Origin of the sequence: Rhizobium sp. WYJ-E13 (assembly GCF_018987265.1) — a bacterium.
Lineage (GTDB): Bacteria > Pseudomonadota > Alphaproteobacteria > Rhizobiales > Rhizobiaceae > Rhizobium.
On the sequence record NZ_CP076854.1, the window covers coordinates 1,072,492 to 1,095,995 of the forward strand.

Here is a 23,504-nt window from a genome sequence, read left to right on the forward strand (position 1 = left end):
CGCTATGGCATGATCGAGGCATGGATTTGCCCGCCCACCTCGCCTGGCTGATCGATGAGGCCAGCGCCTCGTCCAGCCCCGAACACTTTATAGCCGAGCTTGGCCGGCAGTTGCTTGCCGATGGTCTGCCGCTTGCGGGCGGAGCCCTAACTCTTGCCGTTCCGCATCCGATCATTGCGCGCCGTACCTGGTTGTGGCGGGCAGAAAACGATGCAGTCATCGAAGCGCTCGACTTTGCCGGCAGCTCGCTCAACAGGGCCGCAGGCGACTGGCTTGCCGGGCTGGGGCCTATACACGAAGGAGAGATCGGCCGCGGCTCCCGCAGTCCGATGTTAGGCTGGGCCGGAACCCGATCGTTTGATCCGGCTGAGGCGGATCGGCTATGCCAGGCCGCGCGCTTTGCGGCGGCACCCCTGGCAGCTCTGACCGCGCGAACGGCGCTGACAACGCTACTGGAGGCTTATCTCGGGCGGCGCAGTGCCGCGCAGGTGCAGGCCGGAATGCTCGGCCGCAGCAGCAGCGAAACCATCCATGCCGCTTTGCTTTGTGCTGATCTGCGCGACTTCACGGCCCTCTCCGAAGCGACGGAGCCCTCCCTTATGATCGCCACTCTCGATGCGTGGTTCGATCGTATTGCCGGAGCGGTCCACGCTTTCGGCGGCGAGGTGCTGAAGTTCATTGGCGACGGTGTTCTGGCGATCTTTCCCGTTACCGGCACGCCTGGTGAGGCCTGCGAGGCCTCCTTGCGCGCCGTCGCGGCCGCCCGTGCCGGCATGGCCCATCTCGATGCCGCGCGGCAAGCACAAGGCCTGCCACCGCTGCCGTTCGGCGTGGCACTGCATTTCGGCGAGATGCTCTGGGGCAATGTCGGTGCCGCCGACCGGCTCGACTTCACCGCCATCGGCCCCGCAGTCAATCTGGTCAGCCGGCTGGAGGGGCTCTGCAAGTCCCTTGGGCACCGTGTGCTGATATCAGGCGCACTCGCCGCGCAGATTACGATACAACTGGCCCCCCTGGGGGAACACCGGTTACGCGGCATCGCCGATCCCTGCGCCGTCTTCACTCTGCCAACGGATTGAACGAAGCAGGCGCGGCAATCGCTGGGGGCAGTGACACCGGTCAATCTGCCCCGCAGGGAGGTCTCAATTGGCTTCCAGCAGATACCCCTCGCTCAGCTCATCGAGCGCCGCGCCGTTGATGGTCACAGAGCAGCGACCCGCGTCCACCTTCGAAACGGAAACCTGGTATTTACCGCTCGGCAGTTCAAGCTCAGCCGAGAAGCCGTCCCATCCGGCCGGCAGAACCGGTTTGACATGCAGGCGGCCGTTCTCCGAGCGGATGCCGAGGATGCCCTCGATTGCCACGCGGTAGAACCAGCCGGCCGAGCCCGTATACCAGCTCCAGCCACCGCGGCCCTTGAGGTTGCCTTCGCCATAAACGTCGCCGGCAATCACATAGGGCTCGATGCGATAGACATCCGCGGAGGCTTTATCGAGCGAGTGATTGATCGGGTTCAGCATTTCGAAGGCGCGCCAAGCGTCTTCCCCGCGCCCCATTCGGGCGAGAGCAAGGACTGCCCAGGTGGCGGCATGGGTATATTGGCCGCCGTTTTCACGGACACCCGGCGGATAGGCCCTGATGACACCGGGGTCGTTGACCGGTTTGACGAAAGGCGGCGTCAGCAGACGGATGAATTTGCCCTCTTCATCGACGAGCTTGTCGAGGACGGCCTTCATCGCCATTTCGCTGCGTTCAGGACTACCCTCGCCCGACAGCACACTCCAGGACTGGGCGATCGAGTCGATCTTGTCCTCTTCAGACTGGCTGGAGCCAAGCGGCGCGCCATTGTCGTAATAGCCGCGGCGATAATATTCGCCGTCCCAGCCGGCCGTTTCGATCGCGTTCCTGAGCTTTGCCAGATGGTCCGACCAGCGGCCGACACGATGGGTGTCACCACGGGTTTCGGCGTAGGCGATGAAGCGGCGCAGTGCACCGGCCAGGAACCAGCCGAGCCAGACGCTCTCGCCGCGGCCGGCCATGCCGACACGATCCATCTTATCGCACCAGTCGCCGCTCATCATCAACGGCAGGCCGTTGACGCCGGTGCGCTTGATCGCGAGATCGAGGCCGAGTGCGGCATGCTCGTAGAGCGACGCGGTCTCGTCGGAAACGCGCGGCTGCAGGAAAGCATCATATTGGCCGGGGCTGAGCTGCGCGCCTTCGATGAAGGGCAGCATTTCATCCATGATCGCGGCATCGCCGGTCGCCGTGCAATATTGATCGACCGCATAGGCTAGCCAGACCGGATCGTCGGAAATGTTCGTGCGCACGCCGGCGCCGCTGTCTGCCAGCCACCAGTGCTGGAAGTCGCCTTCCGGGAACTGGCGTCGGCCGGTATTGAGGATCTGCTTGCGGGCGATCTCAGGTGAATGCAGCAGGAAGGCCAGTGAATCCTGCAACTGGTCGCGCAAGTTCCACGCGCCGCTCGACTGGTAGAAGGCGGTGCGGGCCATGATGCGGCAGCCATAGGTCTGATAGGGCAGCCAGTTGTTGACCATGAAGTCGAGCCGCTGATCCGGCGTCGATACGCGCGTCCGGCCGGTGAAGCTCTTCCAGAAACCGCGCGTCTGGCCGAGAACGTCCTCGAAGCTGACGGCGCGGATCTCGGCAATGAGAGCCGACGCTTCCTCCTGCGAGGCCCCATCGCCCATATAGAAGCAGATATCACGCACTTCGCCGGGCTCGATCGTCAGATCGAAGGCCATGGCGGCTGCCGGATCGCCGTCGAGATCCATGGCATTAGAGAGGCGCGAGCCCGCCGAGACGGTCCGTGGCTGCTGGATCGTTCCGTGGCGGCCGATGAATTCGCGGCGGCTGGTGGAAACGCTCGACGGCGTTTCGCTTGCCGCAAAGGCTGCGACACGCGTTCCGAAATTTACGCTGAACGGATTGCTCGCGAAGATCGCTCCGCTCTCGCGATCGAAGCTGGAGATAATGAAGGGTTTACTCTTCGTCGGGTTGTTGCCGAGGATCCATTCGGCATAACCGTAGAGCCGAAGCTTGCGTGCCTCGCCCGCATCATTGCGGATGCGCAGCTGCGTCAGCTTCACCGATTTCTCCATATGGAGGGTCTGCGTGACCTCCAGGGCGATTTCATCCTGAACTGTCGAAAAGACCGAGTAGCCGAGGCCATGTCGCGCTTCAAAGCGCGTGTCGGAGCGCTGCGCCAGAGACGCATAGGGCACGATGACGGAGCCGCGGTCGAGATCCCTCAGATAGAAGGCTTCGCCCGGTCGGTTGGCAACCATGTCATTGGTCCAGGGCGTCAGTTGGTGGTCACGGGAGTTCTGGCTCCAGGTGAAAGCCGCGCCTTCAGCCGAGACATGGAAGCCAAAGCTCTCATTGGCGATGATATTGACCCACGGATGCGGCGTCTGTTCACCGCCCGACAGGCGCATGACATATTCGCTGCCTTCGGCTGCAAATCCGCCATAACCGTTCCAGAAGGCGAGATCGCCGCCTTCGGCTGGCGCCGGGGCGCCGATGCTGCGATCCATTCTCGGTACGAGAGTGGAATCGCCCCATTGGCCGAGCAGCGCCGGTGAGCCGGAAACGGAACGCGCCTTCTGCAGCTGGTCGATGAGGCTGCCGTCGCGGCCGCGCAGCACGACGCGCGAAGCGGCAATGATGGCCTCATAGGCTTCCGGTGTCGTGAGATCCTTGCGCAGGACATAGATGTTGCGCTGGATGCCCGCCACTTCGCTGGCGTGGCGCGCCGCGTCGCAAAGCTGGTCGATGGTGCGCTGCATCTCGGCTGCAGCCTCGCCGGCGCGCTCGTTGAAGATCACGAGATCGACCTCGACGCCGCGCGATTGCAGCAATCCCTGGGCGCGCAGCAACTCCTTGACGAGATCCGTGCCAAGCTCGTCGGTGATGCGCAGCGTCATCAGCGGCGCATCGCCTGACAGCGTCGCGCCCCAAAGGACGGACTGGGACTTGAGGCCTTCGCGCACCGCCTTGCTGTCGGCACGCAGCGCCATGTCGGGATAGATGATATAGCGCGCAAAGCGCTGGTAGGCGGCCGCTTCCTTCGAGTTGACACCGATCTGGCGCAACTGGCTCTGCGTTCTCGTCCAGGCCTGAACGAGGCCCTGGGCGAAGCTCTCCGGCTGGCGATAGTGCTCCAGCGCCGCCTCGAGTTCGGCACGATCCGCACCTGCAATCGTCCAGAAGGTCACGCTGACCTTCTCGCCGGCCGGCACACGAAGCGTCCGGCGCAGCGATACGCAAGTGTCCATGGTGAAACCGTCGGTGCCCGAGAGTTCCGCACCAGCATCGAAGGCCGCTGCCTCGGTCAATGTCCGTCCACGGCCAAGGAAGCGCATACGATCGGTTTCATATTGCGTCGGGCCATCTTCGCCGGACGTGTCGACGATGAGCTGGGCAATCGCGACATCGGGATCGGTCAGGCCGCGCTTCTGGCGTTCGACGAAGATCGCATCGCCGCGGTTGGCGATCTCGGTCTTCAGGAACATGCGGGCAAAGACCGGATGGCCGGTGTCGACGATATCGAGCGTTGCGACCGGCTCCATATAGGAGGTCACTTCGATGACACGGTCTTCCGTACCGGTGTTGGTGATCGTCAGGCGGCGACCTTCCGCATCATAATTGCTCGCGACGAAGACTTCCATTTCGCTCGTCAGCTCGCCGACGGTCTTGATGAATTCCGCCTTGTCGTCGCTGAAGCTGACGCGGACATGCTCGTTGGCGATCGAGCGCGGCTCTGCAGTCGCAGACCACCACTCGTTCGACGCGGTATCCCGCAGGAAGATGAAGGAACCCCAGCGATCCTCGGCTGGATCGGCTCGCCACCGGTTGATGGAGAGGTTTTTCCAGCGGCTGTAGCCGGAGCCCGTCGCCGTCAGCATGGTCGAATAGCGGCCGTTCGACAACAGCAGCAATTCGCGTTCACGCGATGCCGGGTCTTCCAGGCGGCGGACTTCCGGACGCATCAGGTCACCCTGAATGGTCGCCGGCGCATCTGTCTCGTGCTTGGAGGCCATGACCGGAATGTCGCGCGGCGCCTTTTCCTGCAGCAGGAGTTCGGCAGCTTCGATCACAGGATCGGCATGGAAGAGCTCGCGCAGCAGTCCGTCGAAGGCGACGTTGGCGACGGCAGCAATCGACATGCCGTGATGGTGCGCATAATAGTTGTAGACGACAGCGCACTGCTTGCCCTCGGGCACGCGGCTTGCCGTGAAGTCGACGGCATCATGGAAACCATACATGCCGAGCGCGCCGACCGCCCTCAGCCTGTTGAGGTTTTCAAGCGCCGCAACAGGGTGATACTGGCTCGCCAGAAGCGAGGCATAGGGCGCGATAACGGCGTTCTGGCCGAGACCGCGCTTCAGGCCGAGTGTCGGCACGCCGAAATTGCTGTACTGATAGTTCATCTGGTGGTCGCGGGCGTTGAAGGCCGCTTCCGAGATGCCCCATGGCGTGCCGAGGCTGCGCGCATAGTTCATCTGCTCGAGAACGATCAGATTGTTGGTCTGATTGAGAATGCCCCCGCTGCGCTCCTGCATCACGAGCGGCGGCATCAGATATTCGAACATCGAGCCGGACCAGGAGACCAGCGCGCCGCGCGATCCAACCGGAACGACATGACGGCCGAGCTTATACCAATGCTCGGTCGGCAGATCGCCCTTGGCGACGGAGAAGAGGCTCGTCAGACGGGCCTCCGAGGCAAGCAGGTCGTAGCAGGCCGCATCGACTTCCTCCGTCTCGACCCGGAAGCCGATCGACAGCAACCGACGCTCGGGACGGTAAAGGAAGCTGAAATCCATATCGAAAGCGATTTCGCGGGCGCGATTGCCGACACGGCTCAGTCTTTCGCTGATGGCATCCACCTGCGAATGATCGAAGGCCTTGTCGGTCTGATGAAGTTCGCAGGTCTCTACGAGCTTTTCGGCCCAATGGACAACCTCGTCGCTTTGCGCCGTCTTCACCTCTCGGTCGAGGCTGCCGGCAAGTTCACGGATTTCCCGCGCCTGCCCAGCAAATCGCTCGATCAGCCCCGAAGAGAATTCTTTCTCACGCTTGCCGGTAGCGACTGCCGCTTCAAGGTCGGCAATTCGGCCATCGAGCCGGTCGTGCAGAGGGCGGACAGATTTGTTGTCTTGCCCAAGCTCGGCAAGCACCTCGCGAAGAATGGCCGCGACATCGCCAATACCATCGAGGTCGGTGTGAATGTGGGAAAGAGGAGACTTGGCCCAGATGCGGCAAGCCGACGATACGGCAATCAAGTGACCGGCAAAATTGCCGCTGTCGACCGACGACACATATCTGCGGCCGAGCGGCTTCAGCGTATCCGTATGATACCAGTTGAAGAGATGGCCGCGATATTTCTCGAGCTTATCAACCGTCTCGATCGTCTGTTCGATGCGCTTAACTGCATCTTCGAACGAAATCCAGCCGAAACGACGCGCCGAAATGACCGACAACAGATAGACGCCGATATTGGTCGGCGAAGTACGCATGGCGACGACGGCGTGCGGCGTCTGCTGGACATTGTCCGGCGGAAGGTAGTGCTGGCCGGGAACCACGAAGTGGTCGAAGTAGCGCCATGTGCGCCTTGCGATCTTGCGCAGCTCGTTGCGGACATTGTCCGGCACATCGAGCCGGTCTTCGGTTTCCGCCGTCTGGCTGACCGTCCAGGCGATAGCCGGCGAGAGCACCCAGAGAATGACGAAGGGAAGGCCGACCATCCAGGCGCTGTCACCGGAGGAGACCGTAAAGATCAGCGCCAGAATGGCCAGAACCGGCGCCCGCCACATGACCTTGTAATGGCCGAAGATCGTGGTCTGCGCCATGGCCTGGGCGCTGGCGGCGGTGCGCCATTGCAGCATCAGCCTGCGGCTGACGAAGAGGCGGTAAAGCGAGCGAATGATGGCATCAGCCATGACGCAGGCGATATCGGCAATGAAGACGATGCGCATCGCCACCTGGGCGTTGGCATTCTCGATGTCTTTCCAGACCGTGTGCAGATGCGCCTGCAGGATGATGTCGCTGGTGCGCGGAATGATGCCATTGATCAGCGACAGGGTCGGCGCGACGAACAGGCTGAAGATCAGCAGGATCTGCCAGATGAGCGCGCCGAGCGGGTCCATCCAGTACCAGCCGAGCACGGATGCCAGGAACCAGGCGATCGGCGTCAGCGAGCGGCGCAGGTTGTCGAACATCTTCCAGCAGCCGAGCGCGGTGACGCCGCGACGGTCATCGAAAATATAGGGGAGAAGCTGCCAGTCGCCGCGCGCCCAGCGATGTTGACGCGAGACTTCGACCTCGTAGCGGATCGGGAAATCCTCGACCAGTTCGCAATCCGTCACCAGCGCGCAGCGCGCCATCGAACCTTCGAGCAGATCGTGGCTCAGCACCGAGTTTTCCTTGATCCGGCCCTTCAGCGAGGCCTCGAAGGCATCAACATGGTAGAGGCCCTTGCCGGTGAACGTGCCTTCGCCGGTAATGTCCTGATAGACGTCGGAGACGGCGAAGACGTAAGGGTCCAGGCCGCGGTTGACCGAGAAGACACGCTGGAAGGTCGATGCGTCCTTGCCTGTCGTCAGCGACGGCGTCACACGGGGCTGAAGTACGCCGTAGCCATCGACGACACGCTGTTTCTTTTCGTCGAAGACCGGACGGTTGATCGGATGATGCAGCTTGCCGACGAGCTTGGTCACGGTGTCGCGTACGACGCGCGTGTCGCTGTCCAGCGTCATGACATATTTGACGTCCTGCGGCACGACGTTGGCGCCGGGCAGGAAGCTCGTGTTGGAACCGCCGCGCAGCAGCATGTTGAGTTCGTGCAGCTTGCCGCGCTTGCGCTCCCAGCCCATCCAGGCGCCTTCGGCCGGGTTATATTGCCGGCGGCGATGCAGGAGATAGAAGCGCTGCTTGCCATCCTCGGCATAGCGTGCTTCCAGATCGGCGATCTGGCTCAGCGCATAATCGAGGACTTCAAGATCACGGGCGTTCTGCTCCTCCTGGGCATCCGGCCAGTCGCTCAAAAGCGCGTAGTAGATCTCTCCACGCGCATTGGCGAGGTAATGGACCTCAAGGTTGCGGACGAGCTCATCGACATGTTCGCGCCTGCCGATCAGGCAGGGAATGGTGACGAGCGTGCGGGCTTCCGCAGGCAGGCCCTTCTTGAATTCGTAGCCGACCAGCCGGTCAGGCGTGATGAAGAAGGTGGCAAAGAAATTGAAGAGACCGGTCGCACCTTCGGAGGCCGGAAGGGCAAACATCAGCAGCAGCACGACCGTTGCGAAAAGAGGCATGCCGGCGTCCACGAAAACGCGGTCGACCACGATTAGTGCCAGCAACGTCAGGAGCAGCACTGGTATGGCGATCGCCAGCCAGTTCAGCTTGCGGATCGCGCGCATGAACCGCAGACCGAGCGTCGGCCGGAAGCCGATTTCCGTTTCCAGCGCCGGGCGACCATTGCCGACGAAGTAATAGCCGACATTGCCGGCTGACGCAGCGAGATCCTGGCTGCCTGCCTTCGCGCGGTCGGCCAGACGGACGGCCGCTTCGGCGATATCCATCTCCGTCTTGTCGGAGCGCTTGGCAAGCTTTTCGATCTGGCGGCGATAGCTGTTGCGGGAGCCGGAATCGAGCTCGGCATAATCCGTCTGCTGCCAGAGCAGCTTGTCGATGGTGCTGACCTCTTCGACCCATTCGGACCAGTCGGTATCGTTGATCTCGCGCAGGCTCTTGATGATGCTGCCCATCAGCGCATTGGCCGCGCCGAGACGGATCTGCTCTGCCGACATTACCGCTTCCGCATCGGTACCCTTTGCGGAAAGCTTGCTTTCGAGCCAGTTCAGCGCGGCCTCGGTCGGCTCCAGCGCATTGCGAAGGCGATAGTGCAACTGAGTGACGAAGGTCGTGTCATCGAGATTGGCAGTCAGCGTCTCCAGGAATCCGGCGGATCCGGCATCGCCAAGCGTAATCGCCTGGGTGGCCGCCGCATTTGCGCTCGACCGCATCTCGCGGCTTTTGTCGATCCGCGTCGCCACACGACGAAGATTGTCGATCAGCACGTAGCGAACGAGCGAAGGCAGCGCCCAGAGCTCGCCGATGCGCAGCGTCTCCTTGTCCTGGAACCCTTCCGTGACAGCCGCCATGCCGGCATTGCTGATATTGCTGTGTGCATGCGCCATGTAGAGCCAGGCGAGCGCCAGCGTGCGCGGCACCTCCGTCCCGTCAAGTTTGATCTTGCGCAGCTCGCGATAGAATTTTTTCGGAAAGTCGCGACGCACTTCCTGGATCGCTTCCTCCACAATGTAGTGGTTGTCGAGCAGCCATTCGGTGGCCGGCGTGATGCTCTCGCCCGCATCGACATCTGCAGCGGCGGCGCGATAGACCCTCAGGATCTCGGCCTCGTTCTCCCGGTGCCGCTGGAAGAAGTCGAAATTCGTGAAGCTTGTAACATTAAGCGCACGGCTCTCCGCAAACTGCGCGGCCCGCACCCTCAGCTGGTCATTCGACAGCAGGGGCGCGCGGATGCCGAAATCGGGATCCGTGGACGATGCTTGAACATGCGCGCTCGAAGCACCCACAATATTTTGAGAGGTCATAGTGTTTTCTCTTCTACTGGGTTCGTGTCCAACGATTGCATTCTTGCGGAACGGGATGCGAGCAGGAGCACGAGCGTTTCGAATTAGGCATCTTCATCGCTTTTGAAAGGAAGTTTACATTCAAACTGGGATTGTTCGAAATGGCGGATAGTGGTCAATAGCGACCACAAAATGAACGGGCGATTAATCGGGTTGCTCACCGGCCAAAATGGCCCCATCGGGGAGCAGCAACCGACCGCGAAGACGGATTCCTCGTCCAATAAGTGGCGGCCCTCCATCCAATTTATCGTGTCAAGACGGCCTTTATAGCGAATCGACCAGGCGAAGTCGTAACCGGCTTCGCCTGGTCGCGAATCTGGAGACGTGTGGGATCTAACCGGCCGAGCAGGCAGCTTTAGGCGGCCAGTGCCTCATCGGTCGGTCCGAAGAGTTCGTTGTGGATACGATCGCGGGAAACGCCAAGGTTCAGCAGATCACCGACGATTGCCCGGAGGAATGGCTTCGGACCACAGATATAAAATCTGCCATCTCAAGAGGCGACAACCGCTTTGTCGGCGTCTTCAAGTCCTGGCCGACCGCGCACCCTCAAGAGGAGATCCTGTCGTCCTGTGGGTCCCTGCCCAGCCGACACGGACGATCTCAGGTAAGTAGGAGCGATATGGTGGTCATGCAAGGCAGCGCGGTCCGCTTCAACCGCAGGCCAAAGGGAACTTTCTGAAGCTACGCACATTCCATTCGCCGAGTGCGGGCCGTGTCAACCGGACGCGACTGGGATGGTGAACATGGCGATTTTTCCGGTTACCCGCCATGGCTAACGAAATGGCAGACGAGCACCCAACCTGTCCGGTCCGCCTCGCCGTCTGGAGGTCTATTGAAAATAGCCACCTATAATATCAACGGAATCATTGGCCGCCTTACGATACTCCTGCGATGGCTGGAAGAAGATGCTCCAGACGTCGTCTGTCTTCAGGAACTGAAGACTTCCGATGATAAATTGCCGCAACGGGAGATCGAACATTCGGGTTATCGCGCCGTTTGGCATGGCCAAAAAAGCTGGAATGGCGTGGCGATCCTTGCGAGAGACGCTTTGCCGGTGCTAACGCGCCGTGGCCTGCCGGGCGATCCGGACGACAGCCACAGCCGTTACATCGAGGCTGCCATAAACGGGCTGTTGATCGGCTGCCTTTACCTCCCAAACGGAAATCCGGCGCCTGGCCCGAAATTCGATTACAAGCTGCGCTGGTTTGATCGACTGTATCACTATGCCGGAGAGCTCTTAGACCTCAAAGTGCCGACCCTGCTCATCGGCGACTTCAATGTCATGCCGACAGACATGGATGTCTATTCCCCGGAACGATGGCGCGATGATGCCTTGTTCAGGCCCGAGGTCAAAAAAGCCTATGCCAGGCTGGTTCAACAAGGATGGACGGATGCACTTCGCCACCTCCATCCGAACGAGCGAATCTACACCTTCTGGAAGTACTGGAGAAACTCATTCGAACGGGACGCGGGACTGCGGATCGACCATGTCCTTCTCAGTTCCGACGTCGCTGCGCATCTTCGCTCTGCCAGCGTCCGGCGCAACCCGCGGGGCTGGGACCATACGAGCGATCATGCCCCCGTCATGATTGAGCTCGACCTGCCTTACGCGACTGGCGGGAGCCGGTAAGTCCACACGTATAGAGTGCTGGCGAAACCTCTTCGTCCGCACGATCCGGAAAAAGTTGACGGCGCATGCGATCGAGGGCCTCTGCTTCCTTGCGCGTTCTTGCAAGCAGATCGGTGGTGACATCACCGTAGCGTAAGCCATCCGCCGGAGCGACGCCGACAGTACCGCCGCTCGAGAGGAAGTCGCAGAAGGATCGCACCGATCGAAGACGCGTGGTGATCTCGATATAGTAGCTATCGTGTCCAGCCATGCTCATCTCCCTTCGCCTTCAAAAGTTAACGCGCACTGCGTCAATATGATGGCACCATTTGCGCCTTTCAGCGATACCATTCAGAAAAAACCGCGTCGTGATCGCGGCCATTGGTCATCACGCCGCATAGGACGTTATTCTCTTTTGGCAGGAACATTCACCCGCCGCCCGCCTTTGTCTCCTCAAGGAGAATTGCCATGGCCAACGCTCGCACCACCTTCCACGAAGTCATCTCGGAAATCGAGGCGCTCGCGACTTCGAGTGCAACAGACCATTCCGGTCGCTGGACGGTCGAATATCTGACTCGACGCGAGATCTTCTATCAGTTTTCGGGAAGTCGTGGTCTCGAAGGCGGGGATTCGGCCGGGCATCGGTTCGACGGTACACGCGATACGCTCACGGCCCTGCCCGCAAATCTGCTCGTTCCCGCCATCGCCGACTTCGACAACAATACGATCATGGCCTTCTATATCGGAGCAAGCACGTCGGTAGCGGCAATCGCACGGGAAGCCGTCGATTGCTCCGTGCGGGCGCCGGAGGTGCTGCTGGTGGACATTACCATCGACGACGAAGATCTGCTCGCAGAGACAAGATCCCTGACAAGACTGGCTTTCATCGGACTCGACGCCAATGAAGGATGGTCGCCGCTTGTTCCATGTGCAGACGTCCTGAGCATCAGCGACATGCTCCATCCATTTTGGTGCCACGGCAGACAGGTGGCGCGAAGGGGTCTACTGCAGATCAGGATCTGACGAGCAATGTCGCGCCAGCGATTCAACGTCCTGCCGCCCGTCCTGTTTTGAGCGACCGCCGGACCGTCGCTCAATCAAATAATTCACCTCGTCCAATCTGTCCTTGCTTCGCATCGATATCGCTGATTGCCGGATCGTCGGCGGGATCCGGGTCACTGGTGTTTGCATCTTTGACAGACCGCGCCGCCTCAACGAGCGCCACGGCCATTTCATCCGTGCCCCAACCCGCGGCATTGGCATCGGCGATAAGCGCCTCCAGGGCAACGCGGGCAGCATCGGTCGCTTCCTGAAAACGACGCGTGGGATCATTGCTTGTCGGAACTGGGAAATTCATATCCGTTCCTTTCGAGGGTTCGAACAAGATGTGGTGCTTAAAGTGAACGCAGTCGACCGCAAATAGATGCGTCGATCGTCTCGATGCGCGGACGCCGGGCCACAGCTGTGTCGACCACCGCTCTTCAAGAACGCATATGTTCTTCGGCGAAATGCCGGCAGAGCGAATTCCGTGGTGAACCGTCCGGTAAGCCGGCAGTGCAGAACCTCTGGAACCAATCGCCAGCATATCGGTTGATACACTGATCTCCATGCCACGAGACAAGCCAAACCAGCAGAATGGCAGGAGGAAGGTTTCAATGCATCTGAACGGAGCAAAAGTGACGCATCGGCAGAAGGCCTGGCATGTCGATTTCTTCGGCGACGCCGGTGAGCAGCTGACGGTGCGCCTTCCCGAGGCGGCGGCGCTGAGTGAAGAAGACGCAATCGATCGCGCCAGGAAAATGATGGTGCAGCTGACGCCCTTCGGTACCCGAGGTGGCGAGCCAAGCCTCAATCGCTACGACAGTTTGAGCAACGGCAATTTCGACCACGATCAACCGCCTTTCGTGGTGAAACATTGAGGGAGGGCCTTGGATGACCATACGGCACGGAAGCTGCAATTGCGGTAAGGTGCGCTATCAGGTGGAGGGCGAACCCAAACGCGTCGGGCTTTGCCACTGCACCGATTGCCGGCAGGAGAGCGGCGCAGCATTTACCTATTACGCGATCTGGCCGAGGTCCGCCTTCAAAACCACGGGGGAAACCGCTGATCATCAAGGCCGCCGTTTCTGTCCCGCTTGCGGTTCACGTGTCTTTGCCTACGACGAAGACGAGGCCGAGATCAAACTCGGAACCCTGCAGGATGCGCCAACCAGCCTCAAGCCCACCTACGAGCTCTGGATCAAGCGGCGCGAACCTTGGCTGCGGCCAGTCGAGGGTGCGGAACAGTTCGTGGAGGATCGAATTTGATAGGTGTTCGATGTCGAAGTTCGGCAATCCAGGACACCAGCTGAGTCAGACGAAGACCAAGGGATTTCGATGTCGGATAATGGGCTGCAGCATCCTCTTTGGCACAAAGATGCAATCATTTATCAATTGCACGTCAAATCTTTTTTTGATGCCAATGGCGACGGGGTCGGCGATTTTGAGGGATTGACGCAGAAGCTGGATTATCTGGCACAGCTCGGCATCAATACCATCTGGCTACAGCCATTTTACCCGTCACCGGACAAGGATGACGGGTACGATATTTCCGACTACACGGGCATCCGGCCGGAATTTGGGACAGTCGATGACTTCAGCCGGTTTGTCGCGGAAGCCCATGCGCGGTCGATCCGGGTCATCGCCGAGCTTGTCATCAACCACACGTCCGATCAGCACCCTTGGTTTCAGCGGGCAAGACAGGCGCCTCCCGGTTCGCCCGAGCGCGCGTTCTACGTCTGGTCGCATACGGACAAGAAATTTAAAGAAACCCGCATCATTTTCGTCGATACCGAGAGGTCCAACTGGACTTGGGACCCTGTGGCGAAATCCTATTTCTGGCATCGCTTTTACAGCCATCAGCCGGATCTCAACTATCGAAACCCGGCTGTTGTCGAAGCCCTGCTGAACACCATGCGCTTCTGGCTGGATCTCGGCGTCGACGGTTTCCGGCTTGATGCCATTCCGCATCTTGTCGAGCGCGACGAGACGCGCAACGAAAACCTGCCCGAAACCCATGCTCTTCTCAAGCATCTTCGAAAGACATTGGATGCCAGCTATCCCGGCAAGGTGCTCCTTGCCGAAGCCAATCAATGGCCGGAGGAAGCGCGCCAATATTTCGGCAATGGCGACGAATGCCATATGGCTTTTCACTTTCCGCTGATGCCGCGGATATTCACAGCGATTGCCAAAGCTGACAAGCAACCAATCGTCACCATCATCGGTCAGACATACGATATCCCGAATAGCTGCCAATGGGCGATCTTCCTAAGAAATCACGATGAACTGTCGCTGGAGATGGTCAGCGAAGAGGAACGCAATTTCCTCTGGGACACCTATGCCGCAGACAAACGGGCAAGATTGAACCTCGGCATCCGGCGAAGGCTTGCGCCGTTGATGGGCCAGGACCGCAGGCGCATAGAGCTCCTGCACATCCTGCTCTTATCGTTGCCAGGCAGCCCGGTGCTCTATTACGGCGACGAACTGGGGATGGGTGACAATATCGACCTCGGAGACAGGAACGGGGTGCGCACGCCGATGCAATGGGCGCCAGACAGAAACGCCGGGTTTTCGACTGGGCCTGAAGAGAAGCTCACGCTGCCGCTGATCGACGATCCGCAATATGGCTTCAGAGCGATCAATGTCAGGGAGCAGGATAGCGATCCGCATTCGCTGCTCAACTGGCTTCGCCGCATCCTGCAGCTGCGCACAGGGCACCAGGCCTTTGGGAGGGGAGCGATCCGCTTCCTCGAAAGTGATAACCCGGCTGTCATCGCCTATCTGAGGGAATATGGTGAGGAGAAATTGCTCTGCGCCGCCAACCTGTCGGACGCGTCCGTGGCCGCCGACGTGCAACTCGCCGGGTTGAGGGGCCGCACTCCCGTTGAACTCATCAATGGCGAGGCATTTCCCGAGATTTCCGAAACCGACTACCGGCTGACCTTCCAGCCCTATGGTTACTATTGGCTGCGCCTTCACTAAGGTTTTTGGCCCGAAAGCCTCACAAGGATATGGTTGCATGGCCCAGCAGCTTTCGGGCGCTGATCGACGGCAATCAACGCAGGCTCGACTTTTACGGACGGCCGCCTCAATGCCGCTATCATGCACCCGTCACATGATTGAGCTCCGCCATCAAGGCGCGACCGCTGGACCAGACAATGACGGCATAGGCAAGCCCCCCCACCGCAACGCCCATAAACAAATCCACAAACGGGAGATGCAGGCTGTCGCCTGCCATATGGAGAGCCAAACCGACGGTGCCGACCATGATACAGGCGCCCAGACCGGCGGGAAAGATCCTCCGCAACAGCGATGGCCAGCGAAATCCCGTGCCGCGCTGCAGGAAATGCAGGGATACGGCAGTCGTCAATGCCGCGGCCACCACTTGCGCGACGGCGATGTTGAGCAGCTCCGGCCCAATCCAGCCTGCGACCGCTAGGCAGGCGAGGCTGGTCGCCGTAAACAGCATGTTCAGGCGCGGCAGCATGGCAACCCGGCCGATGATGCTGAGCACAGGCTCGTTGAGCATCTGGATGACGGCAATGCCACGCGCGGCGGCCAACAGGATGAGGACCGGCGCCGCTGCGAGCCATTGCGCGCCGAGCAGCACGCTGACGAGCTGTTTCGATATCACGGCGAGACCCACGAAGACCGGAAGCGCTGCGAAAGCCGTCGCAGCCATGATCAATCCCGTCAGACGGCTGAGGCCTTCCACACCGCCGCCTGCTTCACCCTGCTGGCGGGAGAAGTAGCTCCATGCCAGCATCCGCACGGGTTCGGAGATCAGCTCGGTGACGGCGCCGACGATGCGGCTTGCCATTCTGTAGAGGCCGACTTCCGTCGCGCCAATGAAGAAGACGATCAGGAACTCCGCGCCGTAACTTTGCGCAAATTGCATCAGGCGCGATGCCAGCAGCCGCGTGGAGTAAGCCAGCGCCGCGCGGGCAGTGGTGAGCTTGAATTCGAAGCGCGGAAGCCAGCGCGCAAAGCCCGTGGATATCAGAAGCGCAACGAGCACGACGCAACATCGTCCTGCCGCAAGCGCGACGATGCCCCAGCCGAGCAACAACCCTCCGGCGGTCACGAGAAGGCCCGAAAATTCCGAAACCGCCTGGTAGCAGGCAAGTTCACGGAGCCGCCGCTCCCTCACCAGCACGCCGCTTTGGCAGATGATGAAGGTGCCGGGAACGATTGTGGCCATCAGCAGCAGAAGGGTGAGGAAAATCGATCCGCTGGGCTGCAGCCAAATAAGGGAAATGGCAAGCCCGAGGAAGCCGAGGATGGTGAAGGTGAGCCCGCTTGCAAGCGCACAATAGAGAACCGTACCAGGCAGTTCCCTATCGTGCGGCGCAGCGATAACGTATTCGCTCCATCCGGCTTCCGCAATCTTTGATTGCAGCAATACGGTCGAGGAGACCATGGCAAAAATACCGACCTCGGCCGGTGAAAGGACGCGAGCGGCGACCAGCAACGTGCCGATGCCGCAGAGCTGGCTTACAAGGCGCGCGCCCGAAACCCACAGTGCATCCCGTGACGTAGACGCACTGCGTGCCTTGTGATCTTCACCCTCTCCGGAAACTGCAGTTGACGCAACACTAGATGTGCCCATGGTCACATGTTCTTTTTAGTTAAAACCGGGTTAATTTTCTTATTTCTACGCGCTTTGCATGTGTTACCAAAGTAACAACTTTGGCGTATATTCTATGTTGACGACTTATACTCACTTCTGCATAGTTAAAATGAAATTACAATCATGCATATGAAGATTGGTCGGCAGATGCATGGATTTTATCCGGCTGTTTGCAGCGACCCAAAATCGTTTACTGGCCGATAGGGCCGGAAGGGCATGATCATGATGATACTCGCACATCGTGGCTGGTGGCAGGCGCCCCATGAGCGGAATAGCTTAGGGGCATTCGAGAAGGCATTTGCAGCCGGACACGGTGTTGAACTTGATGTCCGGGATCTGAATGGCGAACTGGTTATTTCACACGATCCTCCCACAACCGGAGCGCTGCCTTTCGAGCGTGTTCTTGAGTGCTATGCGAAAAATGGCGCCCCTGGACGGCTGGCCATCAATATCAAGGCGGACGGTCTCTGCCCGGTTCTCGTGCCGATGCTGGAACAATATGGCGTGACGAAACGCTCCTTCGTTTTCGATGCCTCCGTTCCCGATCTCAGGCCTTATCTCGATAGCGATATCCCTGTCTTCACTCGCTTCAGCGAGGTCGAGCTCTATCCGTCCTTCTACGAACGCTGCCAGGGTGTCTGGGTGGATTCCTTCACCGAGAAGCCGGCCTCTATCGAACGGGCGATCGATGATCTCAGACACGGCAAATATGTCGCGATGGTCTCGCCGGAGCTGCACAAGCGCCCGTATGAGGCGGTCTGGGCCGCCTGGTCTGGCGCATTGCGACAGGCTGCGAAGAGCGGTGTTCCACTTGAGCGGCTGATGATCTGCACCGATCTGCCCGATGCAGCCGAGCAGAGTTTTGCTTGGATGGTTGAGGAGGAAGTCACATGATCCGTGCTGTTTTGTTCGACATGGATGGCGTGCTGATCGATGCCAAGGAATGGCACTACGAAGCGCTGAACCGGGCGCTCGATCTTTTCGGCATGCCGATCGATCGCCAGGCGCATCTGACCACGTTCGATGGCCTGCCGACCCGTCGCAAGCTGGAGATCCTCTCCCGTTCCAATGGCCTGCCGAAGGGGCTCAACGAGCTGATCCACGAGTTGAAGCAGGACTATACGATGGAGCTGATCTACACCCGCTGCAAGCCGGTGTTTGCTCATCAGTACGCGTTGAGCCGCCTCAAGCATGACGGCTACAAGATCGCCGTCTGCTCGAATTCGATCCGTGTCACGATCGAATCCATGATGCGGCGCGCCGGATTGATGGAATATATCGACCTCATCGTCTCCAACGAGGACGTCACCCGCGCCAAGCCGGATCCGGAAATGTATGTGACGACAATGGAGCGCTTCGGCCTGAGGCCGGATGAGTGCCTGATCCTTGAGGACAACGAATATGGCCTGAAAGCCGCACGCGACAGCGGAGCTTACGTCATGCAGATCGGCACACCGGCCGACGTCATCCACGGCCGGATCGTATCGGAGATCAAGCGTGTATCGGAGGTGATGGCATGATCGTCCTGTTCCCCACCACGGGCGCAAGCCCCCATTTCAGCCCGGAAGACTATGCTTATCCGCGCCCGCTCATCGAAGTGGCCGGAAAGCCGATGATCCTGTGGGCCATAGAGAACATGAAGTCGCTCGGCGGCGATACGCATTTCCTTTTCGTCGTCGATCAGCAGGACGCGGTCAAATATTCCTACGAGCGGATTTTCGACCTTAGCACCAATGGCCGCTCTGAAGTGGTGACGTTGAAAGGCCCGACAGCCGGTGCGCTCTGCACCTGTCTGATGGCAGTTGACAGGATCGATCCCACCGAGCCACTGGTCATCGCAAACAGCGACCAGATTATCGACACCCGCCTTGCATCCGTGATTGCAGAATTTGAGGCAGCCGATGCAGATGCCGGTGTCATCACCTTCGAGACGATCCACCCGCGTTGGTCCTACGCGACGCTTGGCGACGACGGTCTCGTGAACCGCACCTCCGAGAAGGAAGTGATCAGCAACAAGGCAATCGCCGGATTCTACTATTTCCGCGAGGCTCAGATTTTCTTTAAAGCGGCGACTGCCGCGTTGCGGCATGGCGTCACCGTCGAAGGCCGCTATTTTGTGAGCTCCGCGCTGAATGAAGTGATCCTCGATGGCGGCCGTGTTGTCTCCGAGAGTATCGCTGCCGACCGTTATCACAGCTTCTACAATCCGAAGATGATCGAGAATTTCGAGGTGAACGGCGTACGTCGCCTGTCGGCCGCACACGCCAATCCGCCGGTGCAATTGGTGGTGCCCGCTGCCGGTCGCGGCAGCCGCTTTGCCAAGGTTGGCTTCACGCGTCCGAAACCGTTCATCGACGTGCTTGGCCGGCCGATGATCCAGCATGTGCTGGAAAACACCTTGCCGCCGGGCGGACAGCCGACAGTCCTGCTGCTGCGCGAGCATCTGGAGAGCCAGGCGGACGCGGTGGCGGACCTGCGCTCGCAGGGTGTCGGCATCGTCTCGGTCGACCAGTTGACCGAGGGCACGGCCTGCACCGTTCTTCTGGCGCGCCAGCAACTCGACGAAGAGGCTCCGCTTCTCATCGCCAATTCCGACCAGGTCGTGGATATGCGTATCGTCGATTTCATCGACGACTGTATGGCGCGCGATCTCGACGGATCGATCCTCGTTTTCCGCGATCCGAAGCGCGATCCGAAATGGTCCTTCGCCGAAACCGATGCGGCGGGTTTCGTGCTTAGAGTTGCCGAAAAGCAGCCGATCTCCGAACTGGCGACAGTCGGCATCTACTTCTTCCGCCGCGCCGGCGACTTCATGAAAGGTGCGCTCGACATGATGGTGCACAATGATCGCACCAACAACGAGTTCTATGTCTGCCCCGTCTACAATTACGCCATCCGCAACGGCGCACGCATCGGTGTCTACGAGATCGATGTCAGGAACATGCATGGGCTTGGCACGCCTGAGGATCTCGCGGAGTACCTGCAGGGCCGCGAGCCTGCCTATGCGTGACGTCGGCATCAGACCGGGGGCGACAGCACCGCTGAACATCATCATTCCCATGGCCGGGAATGATTTTGAACGGCCTGACAGCTCGGTGAAGGCGGAAATACCGGTTGGAAAGACGACATTGCTTGGCGCCACGCTGGAAGCGCGCTCGTGGTGGACCACAGCAGCAGTTCCTGTTTTCGTGCTGCGGGATCAGCCCGGATCGCGGCGCTATGCGCGGGAAACATTACTGACGCGCTATCCGACCGCGCGGATCGTGTGGCTGTCAGAAATGAGCGGCGGTGCGGCCTGGAGCGCTGCGGCCGGTGCCGCACTTGTCGCGTTTCCGGATGCACCCGTCGTCGTCGATCTCTGCGACATCATCTTCGACAGCGATGCTGACATTGCTGCAATCTTTGCCGCCGATCCCAATCTCGGCGGCTTGGCGCTCACATTTGGCTCCCGCCATCCGCAATACAGCTATATCAGGCTTGGAGATGATGGCCGTATGCTGGAAGCGAGGGAGAAGATCGTTATTTCCGACAATGCATCGGCAGGCGTCTATGCCTTCCGCAACGTCGCCGTTTTTCATCTGGCTCTGGCGCATAGCCTGCAGAACCGGGCGAGCCTCGCGCATAACGGCCTGCTTTTTGTGTGCCCGATGCTGAACGGCGTCGTCGCACACGGTTTCGATGTCCGGGCGCTGCCGGCGCGTGACGTGTTCGATGTCAAGATCGCAGACGCGGCCCTCGCCGGCTAGCGTCAAAGATGAGGAAAATACTGGCGCCGTTCCGCTTTGAAAGGAGCCATCGGAGCCTTGCCAAAGATCCGCTCGACATGCGTTCGCGGTGGATCAGGGACCTAGCAAACCGGATGGGAGTTCATCATGACAGCTGGGACATCGAGCAAATTACCCTCTCTCGCCGTTATCATACCCTGCTTCAACAATGCTGAGACACTTGCCGAAGCGCTCGACAGTGCTCTGGCGCAGGATTATCCGGATTTCGAGGTGCATGTCTGTGACAACGGCTCCACGGACGGCAGTCGGGAAATGATCGCTTCCTACTCATCTCCACTGCTGAAGCCGGCCCTGCACAGGGACACTGTGCCGCGCACGGACAACTGGAACCGCGCCTATACTGCCGGCGCGAATGCGGATTACCTCGTCACCCTGCATGCCGACGACCGTCTCGCGCCGGGGGCGTTGCGCGCCATCGGGCGCGCGGCAATGCGCCACCCTGCCCTGATCCACGGCCGTTTCCGGCAGATCACCTATGAGGGAGACCCCATCCCCGGCCACCGCTTCGGGTGGAGTTACAGCAACAGCGGCGAGGCGTTTCGGGAACTGCTGCTGCTCAACAATATGGTCGCGATGCCGGGTGCGACCATCCGCACGGACGTGTTCTTCAAGGCCGGCCGCTGGGACCCGGCCTGGCAGTATCTGCAGGATATGGAGCTTTGGTGGCGCTGCGGCGAACTCGGAGAAGTGGCGTTTGTCGCCGACATGCTTGGCGACCACAGGGCCTACAAGCATCCGCAGGCGCTGCACCGGCACGCCGAGGAACATCTGCGCTGGGCGACGCGCAGACTTCGCAACGCTCCGACCCGCCGCTTGCGGCAGGCCGCTGCGGATGGACTGAATGCCTATCTCGAACGCCTCGAAGCGGAAGTGGATGCCTTGCCGGAGATTGCTGCCAGTCTAGTGGACCCTGTCAGGGCTGCCCGTGCGGCTCTGACGAAAGCGCCGGGCACACGTGTCGATGCCCTCCGGCGGCAAAGACTGCTGCGCATACGCGCTGCCTCGCTATCTGCTATCGCTAATGTCTTTGGAAAACTTTCGCCCTGGCAAGCCTCGTCACGGTGATAACCATGCTGTGCTATGGGCGCGCCTGGATGTTGCCAGGTCGCGCACCAATTGATGCTGGCATTTGGCAGCCGTTGTCGGAGACATTCACGTCGCCTTGCGGAGGACCCCATATTCGAGCGGTGTGATGGTCGTCCCGATTGTCCCAGACCACGAGCGCCGTAATAAGTCCTGCCATCGCAAACAAGATCGCGATGACACGCATTGCAAAGCCGCTGGATCTTTCCAGGGGTAGATCATTGGTAACCTCCCTCAACCCGACGACGATGTCGCCGCCGGGATGGCCAACGGTCAGGCCGAGATGATGTAGACGATCGTGTAGCTATTCGGATCGACGATGACGATCCGGCCATCCGCGAGAACGAAGAAGCGGTAGGCCTCATATTGCGGCACAATCTCCACGATCCGCGGCGGAAGCGGCTCAAGCCTGATCTTCTTCGGAATGGTTGTCCCCACCGACACGGTAAAGTCGGTCTCGCGGACCGGCTCGACATGGACTTCCTTGACCACCTGGTGGATCTCCGTCTGCTGCTCGACCGAGATGTTCACATTGGCGGTATTGTTTGTTTCGGCCTTGGTGGTGCTATTGGCTTTGCTGTTGACCGTCGTTTTGTCGTTCGGCTTGGTATCTGCCGAACCATCGGTCGGTGTTGCGCCGCTGCCTGACTTTTGCGAAGCATTTGTGTTCGAAGAACCGGAAGGCTGATTGCCACTTGAGTTTCGCGTATCCGTCGGAGACTGGCCCGTTTTTGGGGCCTTCGCGCCGTTCGAGCTTTGTCCGCCTGAGGCATCCGCGCCGCTCGAATTCTTCGCATTGCCAGTCTGCGAAGCGCCCTCAGACGTACCCGATTGTGGCTTAACCTGCGGCTCAGCGGTCGATTGACCCGGGGTTCCTCCGGTTGACGATCCAGCACCGCTGGAAGGCTGCTGACCGGTCGTTGCACCACCACCCGTATCCGAACCGGAAGAACTGCCGCCGGTTGTCGCATCCGAATCTGGCTGTTGCTGTGTTTCGCCACCGGATGGGGCGCCATTCTGCGCCGCACCCTTCTTGGGCAGGATCGGTGCATCCTGAGCCGAAGCGGAAATGATGCCGACGGGCGAAACGCCAATCGACAATGCCGTCATCAGGACGGCAATCGTCTTGGTTTTCATGACAATCTCTCTGTGGTTGCAAGTCGCACAAGACCATCGCCGCCATTTGGGCGGCGACTTTAACGCCTGTGCCTGGATTGAACGGGACGCGGCATTTGCCGCGCCCGGTGCCTGGTCAGTTGAGAACCTGGATCACCTTACGGGAAGACGGCTCGACGATGACACGTTCATCGTTGACGACCGCATAGGCATATTTCGGATTATCGGGAACGGGTGTTACGACAACGGTTTGCGGAAGGGGCTGACCGACAACGATCTTTTCCTTGACAACCACGCGGGCCTCCGGAGCCGGAGCCTCGCGAACATAGGTCACAACTTTCTGCGGCGGCGGATCGATGGCCGTGCCGATAATAGCACCGGTTACACCACCAACTGCGGCGCCGACCGGGCCGCCAACGATCGCGCCGGTAACGGCGCCACCAGCGGCTCCATTGACGGTCGAAGATTGGGCAAGTGCCGCGCCCGACATAAGAGACGCGGCCATTGCCGTGCCTATGAAAAGCTTCGAGAGCATTTTTTCCTCCTTTGGTGTCAATGCGGCCTGC

Annotated in this window: 16 protein-coding genes and 2 pseudogenes; 11 read left to right on the forward strand and 7 right to left on the reverse strand. The window is 60.1% G+C overall.

The window, feature by feature from the left end; genetic code table 11:
* Positions 1–20: 20 nt before the first annotated feature.
* Positions 21–1,079: an adenylate/guanylate cyclase domain-containing protein gene (locus tag KQ933_RS26455; protein WP_216760757.1), complete on the forward strand. Its 1,059-nt coding sequence runs from the start codon at positions 21–23 to the stop codon at positions 1,077–1,079.
* A gap of 63 nt (positions 1,080–1,142) precedes the next feature.
* Here the strand turns inward: KQ933_RS26455 and KQ933_RS26460 are convergent, their stop codons facing one another.
* Both KQ933_RS26460 and KQ933_RS33585 read right to left on the reverse strand, forming a co-directional pair.
* Positions 1,143–9,638, reverse strand: coding sequence for a glucoamylase family protein (locus KQ933_RS26460; protein WP_216760758.1), 8,496 nt, complete (start codon positions 9,636–9,638; stop codon positions 1,143–1,145).
* A gap of 394 nt (positions 9,639–10,032) precedes the next feature.
* Positions 10,033–10,158: pseudogene (locus KQ933_RS33585) on the reverse strand (nitric oxide dioxygenase); the annotation flags it as partial.
* Positions 10,159–10,509: 351 nt separating this feature from the next.
* Between KQ933_RS33585 and xth the strand changes: the two are divergent.
* Complete coding sequence (xth, locus tag KQ933_RS26465; RefSeq protein WP_216758974.1) at positions 10,510–11,307, forward strand: exodeoxyribonuclease III; 798 nt, start codon at positions 10,510–10,512, stop codon at positions 11,305–11,307.
* On the opposite strand, the gene KQ933_RS26470 is transcribed toward xth, so the two are convergent.
* Positions 11,261–11,557, reverse strand: a complete 297-nt coding sequence (locus KQ933_RS26470; protein WP_216758975.1) for a hypothetical protein — start codon at positions 11,555–11,557, stop codon at positions 11,261–11,263. The genes xth and KQ933_RS26470 overlap by 47 nt on opposite strands.
* Positions 11,558–11,754: 197 nt before the next feature.
* Here KQ933_RS26470 and KQ933_RS26475 point away from each other — a divergent pair, with 197 nt between their 5' ends.
* Positions 11,755–12,309, forward strand: coding sequence for a hypothetical protein (locus KQ933_RS26475; RefSeq protein ID WP_216758976.1), 555 nt, complete (start codon positions 11,755–11,757; stop codon positions 12,307–12,309).
* A gap of 70 nt (positions 12,310–12,379) precedes the next feature.
* Here KQ933_RS26475 and KQ933_RS26480 read toward each other — a convergent pair whose 3' ends face one another.
* Entirely contained in the window at positions 12,380–12,643 is a 264-nt protein-coding gene (locus KQ933_RS26480; protein ID WP_216760822.1) for a hypothetical protein, read from the reverse strand.
* Positions 12,644–12,941: 298 nt separating this feature from the next.
* On the opposite strand from KQ933_RS26480, the gene KQ933_RS26485 reads away from it, so the two are divergent.
* From KQ933_RS26485 to treS, 3 genes and pseudogenes are all read left to right on the forward strand, one after another.
* Positions 12,942–13,205: a hypothetical protein gene (locus KQ933_RS26485; protein ID WP_216758977.1), complete on the forward strand. Its 264-nt coding sequence runs from the start codon at positions 12,942–12,944 to the stop codon at positions 13,203–13,205.
* A gap of 13 nt (positions 13,206–13,218) precedes the next feature.
* Positions 13,219–13,593: a GFA family protein gene (locus tag KQ933_RS26490; RefSeq protein WP_216758978.1), complete on the forward strand. Its 375-nt coding sequence runs from the start codon at positions 13,219–13,221 to the stop codon at positions 13,591–13,593.
* Positions 13,594–13,662: 69 nt separating this feature from the next.
* A pseudogene (gene treS, locus KQ933_RS26495) lies at positions 13,663–15,300 on the forward strand (maltose alpha-D-glucosyltransferase); the annotation flags it as partial.
* A 124-nt stretch (positions 15,301–15,424) separates the two neighbouring features.
* Here treS and KQ933_RS26500 read toward each other — a convergent pair.
* On the reverse strand, positions 15,425–16,933 hold the full coding sequence (locus KQ933_RS26500) for an oligosaccharide flippase family protein (protein ID WP_216758980.1): 1,509 nt from the start codon (positions 16,931–16,933) through the stop codon (positions 15,425–15,427).
* Between the two features lie 243 nt (positions 16,934–17,176).
* Here KQ933_RS26500 and KQ933_RS26505 point away from each other — a divergent pair, with 243 nt between their 5' ends.
* The 5 genes from KQ933_RS26505 (at position 17,177) to KQ933_RS26525 (ending at position 21,804) form a co-directional block, all read left to right on the forward strand.
* Positions 17,177–17,848, forward strand: coding sequence for a hypothetical protein (locus tag KQ933_RS26505; RefSeq protein ID WP_253958344.1), 672 nt, complete (start codon positions 17,177–17,179; stop codon positions 17,846–17,848).
* Positions 17,845–18,474: an HAD family phosphatase gene (locus KQ933_RS26510; protein ID WP_113296316.1), complete on the forward strand. Its 630-nt coding sequence runs from the start codon at positions 17,845–17,847 to the stop codon at positions 18,472–18,474. Before KQ933_RS26505 ends, KQ933_RS26510 begins: the two co-directional genes overlap by 4 nt.
* Complete coding sequence (locus tag KQ933_RS26515) at positions 18,471–19,964, forward strand: glycosyltransferase family 2 protein (RefSeq protein WP_216758982.1); 1,494 nt, start codon at positions 18,471–18,473, stop codon at positions 19,962–19,964. The genes KQ933_RS26510 and KQ933_RS26515 overlap by 4 nt, the downstream gene beginning before the upstream one ends.
* Positions 19,957–20,700, forward strand: a complete 744-nt coding sequence (locus KQ933_RS26520) for a hypothetical protein (RefSeq protein WP_253958345.1) — start codon at positions 19,957–19,959, stop codon at positions 20,698–20,700. The genes KQ933_RS26515 and KQ933_RS26520 overlap by 8 nt, the downstream gene beginning before the upstream one ends.
* Positions 20,701–20,826: 126 nt before the next feature.
* Positions 20,827–21,804 carry a glycosyltransferase gene (locus tag KQ933_RS26525; RefSeq protein ID WP_216758983.1) on the forward strand — a complete coding sequence of 326 codons (978 nt, stop codon included), beginning with the start codon at positions 20,827–20,829 and terminating at the stop codon, positions 21,802–21,804.
* Between the two features lie 291 nt (positions 21,805–22,095).
* Here the strand turns inward: KQ933_RS26525 and KQ933_RS26530 are convergent, their stop codons facing one another.
* Together KQ933_RS26530 and KQ933_RS26535 are read right to left on the reverse strand one after the other, a co-directional pair.
* Positions 22,096–22,959: a DUF1236 domain-containing protein gene (locus KQ933_RS26530; protein ID WP_216758984.1), complete on the reverse strand. Its 864-nt coding sequence runs from the start codon at positions 22,957–22,959 to the stop codon at positions 22,096–22,098.
* 115 nt (positions 22,960–23,074) lie between these two features.
* Entirely contained in the window at positions 23,075–23,473 is a 399-nt protein-coding gene (locus tag KQ933_RS26535; RefSeq protein ID WP_216758985.1) for a DUF1236 domain-containing protein, read from the reverse strand.
* Positions 23,474–23,504: the final 31 nt, after the last annotated feature.

Coding starts and splice junctions, on each gene's coding strand:
- KQ933_RS26455 (WP_216760757.1), top strand. CDS start 21: ATGGATTTGCCCGCCCACCTCGCCTGGCTGATCGATGAGGCCAGCGCC.
- KQ933_RS26460 (WP_216760758.1), bottom strand. CDS start 9,638: ATGACCTCTCAAAATATTGTGGGTGCTTCGAGCGCGCATGTTCAAGCA.
- KQ933_RS26470 (WP_216758975.1), bottom strand. CDS start 11,557: ATGGCTGGACACGATAGCTACTATATCGAGATCACCACGCGTCTTCGA.
- KQ933_RS26475 (WP_216758976.1), top strand. CDS start 11,755: ATGGCCAACGCTCGCACCACCTTCCACGAAGTCATCTCGGAAATCGAG.
- KQ933_RS26480 (WP_216760822.1), bottom strand. CDS start 12,643: ATGAATTTCCCAGTTCCGACAAGCAATGATCCCACGCGTCGTTTTCAG.
- KQ933_RS26485 (WP_216758977.1), top strand. CDS start 12,942: ATGCATCTGAACGGAGCAAAAGTGACGCATCGGCAGAAGGCCTGGCAT.
- KQ933_RS26490 (WP_216758978.1), top strand. CDS start 13,219: ATGACCATACGGCACGGAAGCTGCAATTGCGGTAAGGTGCGCTATCAG.
- KQ933_RS26500 (WP_216758980.1), bottom strand. CDS start 16,933: ATGGGCACATCTAGTGTTGCGTCAACTGCAGTTTCCGGAGAGGGTGAA.
- KQ933_RS26505 (WP_253958344.1), top strand. CDS start 17,177: ATGATGATACTCGCACATCGTGGCTGGTGGCAGGCGCCCCATGAGCGG.
- KQ933_RS26510 (WP_113296316.1), top strand. CDS start 17,845: ATGATCCGTGCTGTTTTGTTCGACATGGATGGCGTGCTGATCGATGCC.
- KQ933_RS26515 (WP_216758982.1), top strand. CDS start 18,471: ATGATCGTCCTGTTCCCCACCACGGGCGCAAGCCCCCATTTCAGCCCG.
- KQ933_RS26520 (WP_253958345.1), top strand. CDS start 19,957: ATGCGTGACGTCGGCATCAGACCGGGGGCGACAGCACCGCTGAACATC.
- KQ933_RS26525 (WP_216758983.1), top strand. CDS start 20,827: ATGACAGCTGGGACATCGAGCAAATTACCCTCTCTCGCCGTTATCATA.
- KQ933_RS26530 (WP_216758984.1), bottom strand. CDS start 22,959: ATGAAAACCAAGACGATTGCCGTCCTGATGACGGCATTGTCGATTGGC.
- KQ933_RS26535 (WP_216758985.1), bottom strand. CDS start 23,473: ATGCTCTCGAAGCTTTTCATAGGCACGGCAATGGCCGCGTCTCTTATG.